The organism is Frigoribacterium sp. CFBP 8754, assembly GCF_014841815.1.
GTDB classification, from domain to species: Bacteria; Actinomycetota; Actinomycetes; order Actinomycetales; family Microbacteriaceae; genus Frigoribacterium; species Frigoribacterium endophyticum.
This window is the reverse complement of record NZ_JACYUO010000001.1, coordinates 914,326-929,829: the sequence shown is the minus strand read 5'-3', so window position 1 is coordinate 929,829 and position 15,504 is coordinate 914,326. Positions and strand designations below refer to the sequence as shown.

The following is a 15,504-nucleotide window of genomic DNA, read 5'->3' as shown; positions in this document are numbered from 1 at the left end:
GAGGTGGAGAGGGGCGGGTCGAGGGGCGCGGGAGGCGCGGGTCGGGGTGAGCGGGTCAGGTCCAGCTGAGCTGCGTGCCGCCCGCTCGCTCGGCGGCCAGGCGCTCGGGCGTGCCGCTCGTGAGGTAGGCGGCCATCGGGTCGCGCGGCAGGCCGCGGCCCTCGCGCCAGTCGGCCAGGGCCGGGCGCACGTCGGTGTAGAACGCGTCCATCAGCACGGCGTGGGCGCCGAGGACGTCGTGGGAGGCGCGGGCCGCGTCGAGCGCCGGGCGGTCGACGAGCAGGGCGCGCGCCGTCATCTCCTGCACGTTCAGCACGCTGCGGATCTGCCCGGGGATCTTGTCCTCGACGTTGTGGCACTGGTCGAGCATGAACTGCACGGGCGAGCCCTCGTCGAGCCCGCCGCCGTCGGCGACCTCGAACAGGATGCGGAACAGCTGGAACGGGTCGGCCGCCCCGACGATCAGGTCGTCGTCGGCGTAGAAGCGCGAGTTGAAGTCGAACGAGCCGAGCTTGCCGAGCCGCAGCAGCTGCATGACGATGAACTCGATGTTCGTGCCCGGGGCGTGGTGACCGGTGTCGAGGCAGGTCAGCGCCCGGTCGCCGAGGGCGGTCACCTGCGCGTAGCTCGTTCCCCAGTCGGGGACGTCGGTGTGGTAGAACGCCGGCTCGAAGAACTTGTACTCGAGCACGAGGCGCTGCTCGGCGCCCAGGCCCGCGTAGATCTCCGCCAGCGACTCCGCGAGGTGGTCCTGGCGCTGGCGCAGGGAGTCCTGGCCGGGGTAGTTGGTGCCGTCGGCGAGCCAGATCTTGAGGTCGCGCGACCCGGTCTCGTGCATGATCTCGAGGCAGCGCAGGTGGTGGTCGACGGCCTTGCGGCGGACGGCCGCGTCGCTGTGGGCCAGGCTGCCGAACTTGTAGGCCTCGTCCTGGAAGGTGTTCGAGTTGACGGTGCCGAGGGCGACGCCCTGCTCGGCGGCGAACGAGCGCAGGGCGCCGAAGTCGTCGACCTCGTCCCACGGGATGTGCAGGGCGACGCTCGGGGCGAGGCCCGTGACGCGGTGCACCGTGGCGGCGTCGGCGATCTTCTCCTCGGGCGTGCGGGGCGTGCCCGGCGTGCCGAACACCTTGAACCGCGTGCCGGAGTTGCCGAACGCCCAGCTGGGCAGCTCGATGGCCTGCCGCTCGAGCACGGGGACGATGGACTCGAAGGTGGTCATGAGGTCTCTTCCGTGGTCGTCGTTCCGGACGTCGTCGTCGACGCCGGGGTCGTGGAGGTCGTGGGGGTCGTGGGGGTCGTGGGGGTCGGCTCGGCGGCCGGGCGGCGGCCGCCGCCGGGCAGGCCGAGCTGACGCTCGAGGTTGAAGACCTGCGTCAGCAGCTCGAGGCCCTCGTCGGGCGGGGTGCCGTCGAGCGAGGTGAAGAACTCGGCCATCGAGGCCTGCCAGCGCGCGTTGACCTCGGTCTCGGCCATCGCTGCCTGGGCGGCGACCAGCGACTCGGCCTCCACGTAGCCGACGAGCAGGCCGTCGGCAGCGGCGAAGAGCGAGTAGCCGTGCCAGCCGCTGTCATGGAGGGCCTGCAGCATCTCGGGCCAGACCGCGGCGTGGCGCCGGGCGTAGTCGTCGAGTCGGTCGGGGGCGACCTGCAGCCGGAACGCGTAGCGCTCGTGCTCGTCGGCGGTCATCAGGAGATCTCCGGTTCGTCGTTGAATCGTTTCAATGGACTGAGCGTATCCCGGGGGGCACGCGGTGTCGAGCAGGTCAGGGCGTCGAGCGGCCGATGCTCCGGGCGAAGCCGTCGGCGTCGTCGAACGGCGCCGAGACGTGGCGGTGCTCGATGCCGAGGAGGGAGGCGGCGGCGGCGACGTCGCGGGCCACGTGCCCGGTGCAGAGACCCCAGTGGTGGCCGATGCCCGTCCGGGACCACTCGTCGACCCACTCGCCGGGGTCTCCCCCGAAGTCGACACGGGAGGTCGTGTTGCCGATCGACAGGTGCGGCCCGGGCACGACGGCCCCCTCGCTCGTCACGAACGAGAGGCCGCCGTCGCGGTCCTGCCCGAGGCCGAAGGTCGTGACCGGGCCCGGCTGCACGTCGAACTCGACGCTGACGCCGTGCCCGCGCTTGCCGTGGAACACGCCGAGGCCGCGCAGCACGGGCCTCGCCGACGACAGCGCCAGGTGCCCCGGCCCGTCGTGGCCCATCTCGACGACGCCGTCCCCGAAGTGGATCGCCTGGATCTCCGTGAACGAGCCGCCGACGCCGAGCGACTGCGCCGCCAGCATCGCGACCGAGGTCCGGAGCTCGTACTCCCCCACGGCCGGCAGGCCGCGGGCGTTGAGCAGCGAGGCGCCGAGGATCATGCCGGCGCCGATGCGCTCGTGCAGCTCGCCGTCGAGCCCGCGGTGGTAGTAGGCCAGCGAGTCGAGGTCGAAGTCGTCGACGAGGCGGTCGAGGGCGACGGAGACGCGCGCTCCCCAGTCGAGGTCGTCCTCGTCGACCGACGGGTGGACGTCGAAGACCCGGCGGGCGAGCGCCGAGCGGTCCCGCACCTGCGCGGCGGTCACGTCGTCGACCCGCACCCGGAGATCGTCGAGCTCGAGCACCTCGACGTGCGAGCCGAAGTGCGTCGAGACGAGGGTGAGGTCGGTCGACACGTCGAGCATGCCCGGGTACAGGTGCCCCATGAGGCCGTGCCGCGCCTCCCTCAGCCGGGCGCGGACCCCGGCCGCGTGCACCCACCGCTCGATGCGGGCCCAGGCCCGCTCGCTGCGGAGGTGGCCGGTCACCGACCGGAACTCGACCCCGGCTCGCCGGAAGACGTTCGCCACCTCGGGCACCGGGCACTGGCCGCAGTACGCGAGCCACAGCCCGGTGTCGAAGGTCGCGTGGTCCATGGCCTCGCTGGGCTGGAGGTCGATGACGAGCACGGGCACGCCCGCCCGCTGCGCGATCGGCAGCACCATCGACGAGGTCAGGTACGTCGTGAGGAAGACCACGACCAGGTCGCAGTCCGCCGTGCGCAGCGTCTCGGCCGCGACGCGCGCCTCCCTCGCGTCCGAGATGAAGCCCGTGTCGACGACCTCGGCGTCGAGCCCGCCGAAGCGGTCGACGACGTAGCGGGTGGACTCCTGCAGCTGGGGCAGCAGGCCGGGGAACTGTGGCCAGTAGGTGCCGAGCCCGCCCGCCACCAGCCCGACGCGGGTGGGGCGACGGCGGATCGGGGGCAGCAGGTCGGTGGCCGGTGGGGGCGTGGCGCTCATGGGGGTCGCTCCGTCGCGAGGGATGAGGGCGGGCAGGGGCGGCACGGGAGAGCCGCGGGGCGGTGACGGAGGCGGCCGGCCGGGCCGCCGCCCCCGTCACGGACGACGATTAGAAGTCGTAGTCGTCGATGTTGTCGGCGTCGAACTCGGTCGGCGGGCCGACGATGATGATCCCGTCGGCACCGACGGTGCGCTCACCGAGGTCGCCGGCGGTGAACGTGTCGCCCTCGGCGCCCGTGATCGTGCCGTCGACCAGCGCCTGGCCGGCGTAGGCCGCGACCTCGCCCAGCTGCGCCGGGTCCCAGAGGGCGAAGGCCGTCACGGTGCCGTCCTTGACGAACTCGCGCATCTCGTTGGGCAGGCCGAGCCCGGTGAGCGCGACCTTGCCCTTGTACTCCGAGGTCGAGAGGTAGCGGGCGGTGGCCGCGATGCCGACCGTGGTGGGCGAGATGATGCCCTTGAGGTCGGGGTTCGCCTGCAGCAGGCCCTGGGCCTCCTGGAAGGACTTCGCGTCGTCGTCGTCGCCGTAGACGGTGGAGACGATCGAGATGCCCGCGTAGTCCGGGTTCGTCTCGACCTCCTCCTGGATGTACTTGATCCACTCGTTCTGGTTCGTGGCGTTCGCCGTGGCCGACAGGATGGCGATGTCGCCCTCCCCGCCGATCTGCTCGCTCATCTGGCGGATCTGGATGAGGGCGACGTCCTTCGCCTCGACCTGGCTGACGAACACGTCGCGGTAGTCGGGGTTCGTGTCGGAGTCGAACGCGACGATCTTCGCTCCGCCGTCGCGCGCCTCCTTCAGGGCGGGCCCGACCGCGTCGGGGTCGTTCGCGGCGATGACGATGACGTTCGTGCCCTGCTGGGTGAGCGTGTTGAGGAAGGTGACCTGTGACGAGGCGCTCGCCTCGAGCGGTCCGACCACGCTGTAGTCGTAGCCGATGTCCTTCGACGCGGCCTCGCCGCCGCCGAGGACGACGTCGGTGTACGGGTTGTTCAGCTGCTTCGGCACGAAGGCGATCGACGACGAGCCGCCGCCCGAGCCGGAGCCCGAGCCGGCGTCGTCGCCGCCGGCCGTCAGGGCGCAACCGGAGGCGACGAGCGAGACGGCGGCGACGGCCGCGGCGGCGGCCAGGCCTCGCCGGAGGGCGCGGCCGCGGGGGAAGGTGGGGAACTCCATCGTTCTGTCCTTTGCTGTGGGGTGGGGTGGTGCCGGGGTGGTGCTGGGGGTCGGGTGGGATCGGGGAGGTCAGGCGGGATCGGCGGAGCCGTCGAGGACGGCCCTCGCGGCCCGCCTCGCCCGGGCCCTCTCGCGGACGACCGCGATCAGGCTCGGGGTGACCACGCTGCCGACGAGCAGCAGCCCGGTGACGACGTTGAGCACGACGTCGCTGATGCCGCCGAGCCGCAGCGCGTAGCTGATGCTCGAGATGATCAGCACGCCGGCGACGACACCGGGGATCGAGCCCCGGCCGCCGAAGATCGAGACGCCGCCGAGCAGCACGGCGGCGATGACGGCCAGCTCGATGCCGGTCGCGTTGTCGCTGCGGGCGCTCGAGTAGCGGAGCGTCCAGTAGATGCCGACCAGGGCCGAGACGACCCCGGTGGCGACGAACATCCAGAACTTGGCGCGGCCGACGTGCACGCCGACGAAGCTCGCGGCCTCCTTGCTGAAGCCGATCGCGGGCAGGGCCCGGCCGAACGAGCTGAAGTGCAGGAGGACCCCGAAGAAGAGGATGACGACGACGACGCCGACCATCACCGTCGGGACTCCCGTGCCGCCGATCTTCGAGGTGAAGAACGACGTGAGGCCGGGAGGGAAGTTCGCCACCGCGTCGTCACCGATGACGACGAGCGCGAGACCGCGGTAGAGCGCCAGGGTGCCGATGGTGACCGCGAGGCTTGGCAGCCCGACCGTCGTCACGAGCGCGCCGTTGAGCGCACCGCAGACAATGCCGATCAGCACGCACACGACGAAGATCTCGGGGATGCCCCAGCCGGCGGCCCAGAGCACGCCCATCGTCGCGCTCGTGAGGCCCGCGGTGCTGGCGACCGAGAGGTCGATCTCGCCGGTGATGACGACCAGCGCCATCGGCATGGCGATCATGAGGATCGGGATCGCGTCGAGCAGCAGGAACCCGGTGGTCTGGACGCTGGCGAAGCGCGGCACCGTCAGGGCGCAGACGAGCAGGGTCGCGAGCAGCGCCCAGACCATGATCGCTCCGCGACCGGTGAGGAGGCGGCGGCGGCGCAGCGCCCGTTCGGCGCGCTGCCCGGGGTCGCGGGTGGCGCTCCCCGACGGGGAGGCGGGGGCCTGGGGGGCGCGGGTGACGGTCTGGTCAGGCATTGGTGGCCTCGCTCGTGCGCAGTCGTCGGGCCTTGCGGATCGAGGCGATCCGCTCGACGAGGATGGCGGTCAGGATGAGGACGCCGACGATGGCCTGCTGCCAGAACTTGTCGACGCCGAGGGCGGTGAGGCTGCTCGTGATGGTGGTCAGCAGCACGGCACCGATGGCCGCGCCGACGACGCTGCCGGAGCCGCCGAAGATCGCGATGCCGCCGACGACGGCCGCGGCCACGATGTCGAGCTCGAGCCCGGTGCCCGTCGTCGCGCCGACCGAGTTGAACCGGCTGGCGTAGAGCACGCCCGCCAGGCCCGTCAGCGTCCCGTTGAGCACGAACGCCGTCACGACGCGCCGGCTCACCGGGATGCCGAAGAGGCGTGCCGCCTGTTCGTCGGAACCGATGGCGTACAGGTCGCGACCGGGCCGGGTGCGGGCGAGGAACACCGCGACCAGCACGACGACCACGACGGCGATGACCGTGATGATCGGGACGCCGAGCAACGTGTCCACCGACAGGCGGCCGAAGGCGGCGGGGCGGTCCCCCGCGAAGTACTGCTGGCCGCCGGCCCACGCGTTGTTGAGGCCGCGGTAGATGTAGAGCATGCCGAGGGTGATGACGAGCGACGGCACCCGGGCCACCGTGACCAGGAACCCGTTGACCGCGCCGAGCACCGCGCCGATCGCGAGGCCGAGGAGGAAGACGACGACGATCGGGATCTCCGGCGCGGCCGCGAACACCGTGCCGGTCGCGAACGCGACGAGGCCGAGGATCGAGCCCACCGAGAGGTCGATGTTGTTCGTGATGATCACCGCGCCGAGGCCGACGGCCATGATGACCGTGATCGTCGCGTTGAGCATGAGGTCCTTGACGCCCTGGGCCGAGACGAAGAGCGGGTTGGCGATCGTCGTGACGATCACCAGCACGACGAGGGCCGAGGCGACCGGCACCTCGCGCTGACGGAGCACCGAGGCGAGGGGGCTGCGCCTCGACGTGGCGGCGGGCGCGAGAGCGTGGGACGTGGTCATCGGGTGGCCTCTGCAGTCGGGGGCATGGACGGGGACGGGGCCGGGGCCGGAGGCGCGGGCTCGGCGGGCGCCCCGGTCGCGGTCGGGTCGGCCGCGCCCGACCCGGTCGCGGCGTGCATCACGCGCTCCGCCGTGGCCTCGGCGCGGTCGAGGGTCGCGGTCAGGCGCCCCTCGTGCATGACGAGCACCCGGTCGGCCATGCCGAGCACCTCGGGCAGCTCGGACGAGATCATCAGCACCGCGATGCCACGGCCCGCCAGGTCGCTGATCAGCCGGTGCACCTCGCTCTTGGTGCCGACGTCGATGCCGCGGGTCGGCTCGTCCACGATCAGGAAGGTCGGGTCGGTCGCCAGCCACTTCGCCAGCACGACCTTCTGCTGGTTGCCGCCCGACAGGGTCGAGACGGGGAGCTCCTGGCTGCCGGTCTTGACCTGCAGGCGCCGTGACCACTCGGCCGCCGCCTCGCGCTCGCGGCGCGCGCTCACCAGGCCTGCCCGGCTGAGCGTCCTGCGCAGGGTGAGCGTGGTGTTGCGGCTCACCGACATGTCCATCACGAGACCCTGCCTGCGGCGGTCCTCGGGCACGAAGCCGATGCCGGCCGTGATGGCGGCCAGCGGGCTCCGCCGCGCGAGGGGCTTCCCGTTCACGGTGACGCTGCCGGCGTCGTAGCGGTCGACGCCGAACAGGGCGCGGGCGACCTCCGTCCGGCCCGCCCCGACGAGCCCCGCCAGGCCCACGATCTCGCCGGCCCGCACCTCGAACGACACGTCGTGGAAGACGCCCTGCCGCGTCAGCCCCTGGACGGTCACGACGGGCTCGCCGATCCGCGCCTCCTGCTTGGGGAACAGCTGGTCGACGTCGCGGCCGACCATCGCGCGGACGACCTCGGCCGTCGTGACGTCGCCGGTGGCGTGCTCGGAGATGAAGGCGCCGTCGCGCATGACCGTGATGCGGTCGCTGAGCCCGAAGACCTCGTCGAAGCGGTGCGAGATGAACATGATGGCGCTGCCGCGGTCGCGGAGGGCCCGGGCGACGCCGAAGAGGCGATCGACCTCGACGCCGCTGAGCGCCGCCGTCGGCTCGTCCATGATCAGCACCTTGGCGTCGAGCGAGATGGCCTTGGCGATCTCGATGATCTGCTGGTCGGCGATCGAGAGGCCCTCGGCGACGCGGTCGGGGTCGATCGGGACGCCGAGGCGCTCGAACAGGGCCCGGGCGTTGGCCCGCATCTTGGCGCGGTCGATGAACCCGAGGCGCGAGGTGGGCTGACGGCCGACGAAGATGTTCTCGGCGACGGTCAGGTCGGGGAAGAGCGTGGGCTCCTGGTAGATGACGCTGACGCCCGCCGCCTTGCTCTCCGCTGGCGTGCGGAAGACGATCGGGTGGCCGTCGAAGAGGAACTCGCCGGAGTCGGGCTGGTGCACTCCGGCGAGGATCTTCACCATCGTGGACTTGCCGGCGCCGTTCTCGCCGACGAGCGCGTTGATCTCGCCGGCCCGCAGCTGCACGCTGCCGCTGGCGAGGGCCACGACCGCTCCGAAGGTCTTGCGGGCGTGCCGCAGCTCCAGGACGGGGGCCGTCGGCGAGTAGCCGGAGGCCGGGGGGTCGATCGTCATCGATCGTTCTCCTCATCGAGAAATGAATCGTTTCAACAGCTCGTGGGGACGACAGTAGGGGCGGGCGGGTCCGACGTCAAGCACGGCGTGCCGCGGGCCGCGTCGTCGCCACGCGGGTGGCGCGGCCCGCCCCGCCCGGAGCCACCCGTCGGCCTACACTCGTCAGCGTCGGCGGACGGACGCCGACCGTCGCCTGCCCGGGCGCCGACGACGGAGGGGGCCCCGGTGGAGTCGGTCAGCATCCGCGACGTCGCGACCACCGCGGGCGTGTCGGTCGGCACCGTCAGCAACGTGCTGAACCACCCCGACAAGGTCAGCCCCGCCACCGTCGAGCGCGTGCACGCCGCCATCGACGAGCTCGGCTTCGTGCGCAACGACGCGGCGCGCCAGCTGCGCGCCGGGGCCAGCCGGGCCGTCGGCCTGGTGATCCTCGACGGGGCGAACCCGTTCTTCTCCGACGTCGCCCGGGGCGCCGAGACCGCGGCGGAGCGCGCGGGCCGCGTCGTCCTGCTCGGCAACAGCGACCAGCAGGTCGAGCGCGAGGCCCACTACCTCGACCTCTTCGAGCAGCACCGCGTGCTCGGCATCCTCATCTCCCCCGTCGGCGACGTCACCGCGAGGCTGGCCCGACTGCGTCGTCGAGGCACGCCGGCCGTGCTCGTCGACCGGCGGGCCGACCTCACCGACTTCTCCTCCGTCTCCGTCGACGACGTGCGCGGCGGCCAGCTCGCCGTCGAGCACCTCGTCTCGATCGGTCGTCGTCGCCTGGTGGTCGTCGGCGGCCCGCTCGACCTGCAGCAGGTCGCCGACCGCGTCGCGGGGGCCCGGGAGGCGGTGCGCGCCGCGGGCCCGGAGGTCACCCTCGAGGTGGTCGAGGTCCCGGGCCTCACCGTCGAGCACGGCCGAGCGGCGGCGGCGGCCCTCATGGCCCGGCCGGTGGCCGAGCGACCGGACGGCGTCTTCGCGGCGAACGACCTCGTGGCGATGGGCGTGCTCCAGTCGCTGGTGATGCTCGGCGACCTGCGGGTGCCCGACGACGTCGCCCTCGTGGGCTACGACGACATCGACTTCGCCCGGGCCGCCGTGGTGCCCCTGACGTCGGTGCGCCAGCCCAGCGGCCTGATCGGCCAGACGGCGATGGAGATCCTGCAGGAGGAGATCGACGACCCGACGCGCGAGCCACGGCGCGTCGTCTTCGCTCCCGAGCTCGTCGTGCGGGCCAGCACCGTGACGGGCGCCTCCGGCTGAGGTGCTCCGGGTGCCGCTCGGTGCCCCGACGAGCTACCGGTCGAGCCGGACGGCGGCGAGGCGCGCCGCCCGCCGCGCGGGCGCGAACCACCACCCGAGGAAGCCGCCCATGAGCGTCGCCCCGGCGGCCGCCCCTGCGGGCGACCCGGGGCGCCGGCGGACGGCGAGCAGGAGGGCCGTGCCGACCACGAGGTTCGTCGACGACCACGCGGCGTTCTCGCGGGGCGACGAGAGGCCCACCCCCGGGGGCGTCGCGAACGGGCTGGGGAAATCACGCCCGCGCAGCGCCGCCGCCCCGTGCGGGACGGCGTTCGCGAGGAACGCACCGGCCAGGAAGCGGGTCACCGTGACGACGATCATCGCTCGACCCTAGGCTCGGGACTCGGGCACTGCGCGCCGAGACCCGGCTGGCCTCGCGTCGCGCACCTCGTCGCTCGCCCCCTGTCCCCTCCGACCTGAAGGCCCCCATGCTGTTCGCGATCACCCTCCTCGTCCTCGGTCTCGTCGGCGTCGTCGGAGGCGCCCTCATCGTCGCGCGGCGGGGCGGCGGCAGCCCGGCCCCGGGCATCGTGATCATCGTGCTGGGTGCGGTGGCGGCCGCGCTGGCGGTGGCGCTGCTGGCGCTCCCGGGCGTCCCGGCCTGACACCTCCCCCGCACGGCGGCCGTCGCCCTACCGGCGAGGGTGCCGCCCGATGAGACTCCCGAGCAGAGCCAGCCCGGAGACGGTCGGCAGGAACGAGAGGAACCCCGCGGGCCCCACGGCTCCTCCGACGGCCAAGCCGGTGGTCCCCGCCGCGAGGAGGAGGGATCCGACCACGAAGCGCCACCGGCGAGGGTGCGATCGCCAGGGCGTGATCGGCAGCGGCCTGAACTCCCGTCGAGCGCCCTCGGTCGCGTCGACCGCTCGCCCCGCCGGCAGGCCCGGGCCGTCGACCTCGAGGGCCCACTCGTCGATCCAGGGGCCCGGCCCGAGCTCGGGGCGGCGGTCGGCGACGGCGTGGGCAACCGCCGAGTAGTCGGCCGGCGCTCCGCGGTACATCGCGTCGACGAGGCTGACGTCGTACTCGACCCGGCCGTCCGGCCACAACGCATCGTGGCGGACCCTGCGGACGGCCCGACCCGACCACCGTGACGGCACGGCGAACGCCACGGCACGGGCGGCGACGGGGCGAGTGGTCACTCCCCGATCGGTCGGACGGGCCCTTCCGTCATCGTCCTGCGTCATCGCTCAGCCCCCTGGTCGTCGATCCACGGCCAGCCTGCCGCGTCGACCTGACAGCTGGCGAGTGAGGGGAGGCCTCACGCAAGCGAACGCGTGGATCAGCCCGGAGGAGCGAGCGGTGAGGGCATGCACGAGAGCACCGAGCTCGGTGGCGACCGTGACGCCGTACGCCCTCATCGATCCGATGAAGTGCCTGACGGTGGGCCCTGCCGGGCTCGAACCGACGACATCCACGGTGTAAACGTGGCGCGGCGGGTACGTCGTTGCCGCGAGTTGCGCAGAACGGCCAGTTTTGCAGGGTGAGGAGTGCAGCTGCGTGCAAGGGAGAGCAGCGTTGCGCAGTCCGTCACCGACACCACACCAACACGCGCACGGAGCTCGGACTTCGCACGAAGCATGGGCAGTGACGGACCGCTAGGCCTCAGGCACCACCAAGTTATCGCGTGATCGCGTGCGAGCGGGCCCTTTTTTGAAGACGACGGAGAGCGAGACTGCAGTGGGACCCGGGTCGAGGCCGGTCAACATTGCGCTGACCAGGCCCGTGAGGAGCCCGAGGCCGAGCCCAGGGAGCATCGTCCCGATCGTGAGCCGGCTCTGGCTCGCCGGGAACGCCGCGACCGCCTTGTTGCGACGGAGGTGCCACTTGTCGAGGGACGCCCCGAGGAGGTCAAGGTCGACGTGGGGGCGACGTAAAGAACTAGTCCTCCTACGGTTGTCGTGACCCGGGGCGTCCAGCCTTGCGCATCGCGACGACCCGGGTCGCGATACCCGTCGAGACGGACCTGAGGGTATCGAGCGAGTTCGAAGACGGCACCGTCTCGATCACCGCCGAGTCCCTCGAGCCGGTGTCCGAGGAACTTGGAGCCGGGGCGCATGGGGCAAGTCGCATCGCAAGTGCCGCAGGAGAGGAAAGGCGTCGGCGCATCGCGCGCCGACGCCCTTCTCATGCCCGATGCCGGGCGTGGTTCGAGCTAGGGAATGGCAATGTCACCCTGGTGCAGGACGCGGGGGTTCGCGTAGGTGTCCTTGATCGCCTGTTGCGTGTTCGCGGACTCGAGCTGCTCCGACCAGTGCATGAACCAGGTCCAGTTCGGCTGCGCGGCCATCTGCGCCGACGTGGGCATCTTGCCGACCTCGCCCAGAGCGATCGGCTTGCCCGCCGCGATCGATTGCATCGTCTGGTACTCGGCTGCACTCGGGAAGGTCTTGTACCAGGCGTCCAGCGTGACGACGTCGACGTACGAGCTGCCCGGGTAGTAGCCGGCCAGTCCCCCGGCCGGGTTGTCCTGCACGTTCCAGGCCCAGATGAGGTTCGTCATGCCCTTCGTGCCGGCTAGGTAGTCACGGGTGATCTGGTAGAGCTTCGCGGAGCCGGCCGACCCCGAACGTCCGCCCCACCAGGCCCACTGCTCGTTCATCTCGTGCAGCGGGCGGAAGACTGCGGGAACGCCCGCGTCCTTCAGCTGCTGCAGGTAGGGGACGACCTCATCGAGTCGTGACTTCCACGCCGAGTTCAGCGCTGTGCCGTTCGTGGTCACCTGCGACCACTGCGCGTCGGTGAGGTTCGCGTTGACGTCGTTCCACGAGCACGACGAGCCGACCGTCGGCGGGCAGACGTGCCACGTGAGCGAGACGAGCGCCCCGTTCTTCCACTCCGTCTTCGCCTGGTCGACGACACGCTGCCGGTTCGCCACGTCAGAGGCGGCGAAGAGGAAGTCCCCGCCCCAGAGCGCCGGGTAGACCCCGGTGATGTCCTTGACGCGCTGTGTGTACTGGCTCGGCTGCCCGGCGGGTTCCTTGTTGTGCTGCCCGCTGATGGTCTTCTGGCCCTTGATGCTCGCCAGGTAGTTCAACACGGTGCCCTTGGATGCCGAGCTGAACGCCTCGGCCGGGGTCGCCGAGGGGGCGCCCACGGCGAGGATGCCCGCCAGGAGGAACGCGATGCCGGCCCCGAGGGCGGTGCGCTTAGGACGTGTTGTCATGATGCTTCTCCTCGCTCGACCACCGAGGTGGTCGTCGGTGCGAGCCGACGTCGTCGTGTGGCTCGGAGTGCGACGGCACCGGCGATGACCGATGCCAGGGCGGCCAGGGCGAGAGCCGTGGTCGAGGTCGAGCCGGTGAAGGCGAGACCTGTGGAGGCGATGGCGGCAGAGGCCGGGACGGTGCCGGTCCCGCTGACGGGCATCCCGCCTCCTCCACCGGACCCCGGACCTGCGCCGGGTCCGGCACCGCCGCCGGGCGCACCGGGCGTGCCGGGATCGACGGGCACGACTGCGGCAGGGTCGACCGTCGTGACGACGTCGTCCACGAGCAGCTCGCCCGCGCCGTCGCCGCCGAGGTAGAACGCGAGCTGCGTCACGCTCGACGGGTCGAGGACGGCGTCGCCCGCCCAGGCGGGCGGCGCGAACGCGCTGAAGGGCACGTCGATCTGCTGCCAGCCCTCCCCCTCGACCGCGAGGGTGGTCTCGAAGTACGACCCTCCGGCCACGATCTGCACGGTGACGTCGTCACCGGCGGGGGCACGCAGCGAGAGCGAGAGACCGGTGTAGCCCCACCAGTCCTGCGGCTCGGCGAGGGTGCGGACGACGCCCGCGTAGCCGGGGCCCGCGAGGTCGTAGGCGAACTGTCCTGCCTGGGAGCCCGTGGACGGGTTCTCGCCGAGGGTGGGCGTGACGGCTCCGCCGCCGGTGTTGCGCACGTAGGTGCTGGTCAGGGCGGCGTCGTCGGCGTACTCCTCGAAGTCCTCCACGACGAGTGCCTCCGTGGGGAGCGGACGCGTGGCGAAGGACGCCGTCGTGGGCACCGACGTCGTGGTGCCGACGCCGTTCACGGCCTCGACCGACCACCGGTAGGTCGTGCCGGGCTCGAGCGTGACGTCGGGCCGGTACGACGTGCCCGTGAGACCGTCGGCCGAGGCCACGACGGTGCCCTCAGCGTTCGTGAGCGCGAAGCGGTAGTAGGCGGCATCGGTCGCGGCCGTCCAGGCGAAGTCCGGCGTCGAGGTGGTGCCCGTCGTCTCGTCGAGGGGCGCCTGGAGCGAGAACGCGCCGGGCGCCGTGGTGGGGTCGACGGCCGCGGACCGCAGGGTGGCCCGCGTGAGGTGCGCGTCTCCGGTCAACACGACGCGGACGTGGTCGTCGGCGAGGCCGTCGGCGACGACCGAGCCCTCGTCGGTGACGACCGTGGCGGCGGGCACCCACGTGCTGCCGTCCGCGCTGGTCTCGATTCGGGCGGCGCTCGGCTCGTCGACCTGGAACTCGGCCAGGGTGAGCCCGGCGCGCTGCCAGGCCACCGTGCCGGATGTGCCGTCCGTCGCGATGACGGACCCTCCGTCGGGGTCAGCCGCGACCGTCACGCCGTCATGTTCGGACGAGAGGCGCCAGTCCTGCACGGGGTCGACGAGCACGTCGCCGCCGTCCGGGTGGACGATGTCGGACGCGGGTCCGGTCGTCCCCGTGCCGTCGAGGGCCCGGACCCGGTAGGAGGCGCCGGCCGGGGACTCGATGTCGGTGACGGTCCCGGCCGACGCGCCCAGCGCCTCCTCGGTGACGGTCGTCCACGGCTGGTCGGCGACCTGTCGCTCGACGACGTATCCGGCTGCGCCGGCCGTTCCGCGCCAGGTGATGGTCGAGATGCCCTGGGCTCGCTGCACGCTCGTCACGAGCGGGGCCTCGAGAGGCAGGGCGGGCAGCACGATGCCGATGTCGCGGGCGTACTGGCGGATCGCCTCGGCCCGAGACTCCTCAGACGGCGTCCCTCCGGGCAGGTGGAAGGTGAACCCGTCGTCGTGGGGCACGAGGCCGGCGCGGTCGTCGTGGCCGAACAGCGACCAGGCGAACATCCCGGAGACGGCCGGGTCATGGGCGAGCGGGCTCAACAGCGCGGGCGTCGCCGCCGTCGAGGCGTACTCGCCGGCGATGTAGACCTTCCCGGCGGCGGTGACGGTCGCCGCGTCGGCCGAGACGCGGGCGGCCGTCGGCGGGTAGTAGTGGACGTCGACGATGTCGAGTGCCGTCGCGGCGAGGGTGTCGGGGTCGATGTCGAACCGTCGGCCAGCGGCGACGAGCTGCGACGGGGCCTGTTGTTTGATGTGGGCGACCTGTTCGTCGATCCACGGGAGGGTCATGCCCTCGAGTTCGTTGCCGAGTTCCCACGCCATGATGGTCGGGTCCTCGGAGTAGGGGACGCCGGTCAGCGCATTGGTGCGCCCGACGACGTGGTCGACGTAGTCCTGGTACGCGGCGATGGCCCGTGGGTCGGTGTAGAAGTCGGCGGACTCGAGGCCCAGGGGCGTCGTGAAGTCGCGGTGGCCGCCGTGGTAGTACTCCCACTCGTCGGTGAGCGGCAGGATCAGCCGGATGCCGAGCGACCCGGCGTACGCGACGGCGAAGTCGATCGTGGCGAAGGCGTCGTCGTCGTACTCGCCCAGGCTCGGCATCAGCGCGAGCGTGTTCGCGTCGTCTTGGGCCGTCGAGGTACCCATGTGCGACCGGACGACGGTGATGCCGGCTCGGTGGGCCGAGTCGAGGGTGTCCTTGATGCGGAAGAAGGTGGGGTAGTCGACCCCGCCGACGTTCTCGTCGAGGCCCAGCCAGTAGATGTTGGCCCCGCTGGCCCGGAAGGTCTCTCCCCCGAGCTGGAGGCGCGACGCGTCCCGGGTGACGAACTCGGTGTTCTGGGTCGTCCACTCCGCGCGGGGCGCGGCGGACGCGGCCTCCGCCTGGTGTGGCGTCAGGGGTGCGAGGGAGCCGAGCAGGACGCCCGTGGCGACCACGGCGCACACTCGG

13 protein-coding genes and 1 tRNA gene are annotated in these 15,504 nt (G+C 72.1%); 2 read left to right on the top strand and 12 right to left on the bottom strand.

The window, feature by feature from the left end:
- Positions 1-55 precede the first annotated feature (55 nt).
- From rhaI to IFT72_RS04240, 7 genes are all read right to left on the bottom strand, one after another.
- The gene (gene rhaI / locus IFT72_RS04270; protein ID WP_185232517.1) at positions 56-1,219 is read right to left on the bottom strand and encodes an L-rhamnose isomerase; all 1,164 of its coding nucleotides are present in this window, start codon (positions 1,217-1,219) and stop codon (positions 56-58) included.
- A complete protein-coding gene (locus IFT72_RS04265; RefSeq protein WP_192045644.1) occupies positions 1,216-1,686 on the bottom strand; it encodes an L-rhamnose mutarotase in 471 nt (156 codons plus the stop codon). The genes rhaI and IFT72_RS04265 overlap by 4 nt, the downstream gene beginning before the upstream one ends.
- 76 nt (positions 1,687-1,762) lie before the next feature.
- Positions 1,763-3,262 (bottom strand): L-fucose/L-arabinose isomerase family protein, encoded by a 1,500-nt coding sequence (locus tag IFT72_RS04260; RefSeq protein ID WP_056054416.1) that lies wholly within the window; start codon positions 3,260-3,262, stop codon positions 1,763-1,765.
- Between the two features lie 109 nt (positions 3,263-3,371).
- Complete coding sequence (gene rhaS / locus IFT72_RS04255; RefSeq protein WP_167259079.1) at positions 3,372-4,439, bottom strand: rhamnose ABC transporter substrate-binding protein; 1,068 nt, start codon at positions 4,437-4,439, stop codon at positions 3,372-3,374.
- Between the two features lie 69 nt (positions 4,440-4,508).
- Positions 4,509-5,606 carry an ABC transporter permease gene (locus tag IFT72_RS04250; protein ID WP_192045643.1) on the bottom strand — a complete coding sequence of 366 codons (1,098 nt, stop codon included), beginning with the start codon at positions 5,604-5,606 and terminating at the stop codon, positions 4,509-4,511.
- Complete coding sequence (locus tag IFT72_RS04245) at positions 5,599-6,630, bottom strand: ABC transporter permease (protein WP_192045642.1); 1,032 nt, start codon at positions 6,628-6,630, stop codon at positions 5,599-5,601. Before IFT72_RS04245 ends, IFT72_RS04250 begins: the two co-directional genes overlap by 8 nt.
- Entirely contained in the window at positions 6,627-8,246 is a 1,620-nt protein-coding gene (locus IFT72_RS04240) for a sugar ABC transporter ATP-binding protein (protein ID WP_192045641.1), read from the bottom strand. Before IFT72_RS04240 ends, IFT72_RS04245 begins: the two co-directional genes overlap by 4 nt.
- Before the next feature lie 225 nt (positions 8,247-8,471).
- Here IFT72_RS04240 and IFT72_RS04235 point away from each other — a divergent pair, with 225 nt between their 5' ends.
- On the top strand, positions 8,472-9,494 hold the full coding sequence (locus IFT72_RS04235; protein WP_219731559.1) for a LacI family DNA-binding transcriptional regulator: 1,023 nt from the start codon (positions 8,472-8,474) through the stop codon (positions 9,492-9,494).
- Between the two features lie 33 nt (positions 9,495-9,527).
- On the opposite strand, the gene IFT72_RS04230 is transcribed toward IFT72_RS04235, so the two are convergent.
- Entirely contained in the window at positions 9,528-9,854 is a 327-nt protein-coding gene (locus IFT72_RS04230) for a hypothetical protein (protein ID WP_185232503.1), read from the bottom strand.
- 107 nt (positions 9,855-9,961) lie between these two features.
- On the opposite strand from IFT72_RS04230, the gene IFT72_RS04225 reads away from it, so the two are divergent.
- Positions 9,962-10,138, top strand: coding sequence for a hypothetical protein (locus IFT72_RS04225; protein WP_185232501.1), 177 nt, complete (start codon positions 9,962-9,964; stop codon positions 10,136-10,138).
- A 27-nt stretch (positions 10,139-10,165) separates the two neighbouring features.
- Here the strand turns inward: IFT72_RS04225 and IFT72_RS04220 are convergent, their stop codons facing one another.
- From IFT72_RS04220 to IFT72_RS04205, 4 genes are all read right to left on the bottom strand, one after another.
- Positions 10,166-10,675, bottom strand: a complete 510-nt coding sequence (locus IFT72_RS04220; RefSeq protein WP_192045640.1) for a hypothetical protein — start codon at positions 10,673-10,675, stop codon at positions 10,166-10,168.
- A gap of 242 nt (positions 10,676-10,917) precedes the next feature.
- Positions 10,918-10,997: transfer RNA gene (locus tag IFT72_RS04215), tRNA-Val, on the bottom strand.
- 691 nt (positions 10,998-11,688) lie between these two features.
- Positions 11,689-12,699 (bottom strand): glycosyl hydrolase, encoded by a 1,011-nt coding sequence (locus tag IFT72_RS04210; protein ID WP_192045639.1) that lies wholly within the window; start codon positions 12,697-12,699, stop codon positions 11,689-11,691.
- Positions 12,696-15,491: a carbohydrate binding domain-containing protein gene (locus IFT72_RS04205; RefSeq protein WP_192045638.1), complete on the bottom strand. Its 2,796-nt coding sequence runs from the start codon at positions 15,489-15,491 to the stop codon at positions 12,696-12,698. The genes IFT72_RS04210 and IFT72_RS04205 overlap by 4 nt, the downstream gene beginning before the upstream one ends.
- Positions 15,492-15,504: the final 13 nt, after the last annotated feature.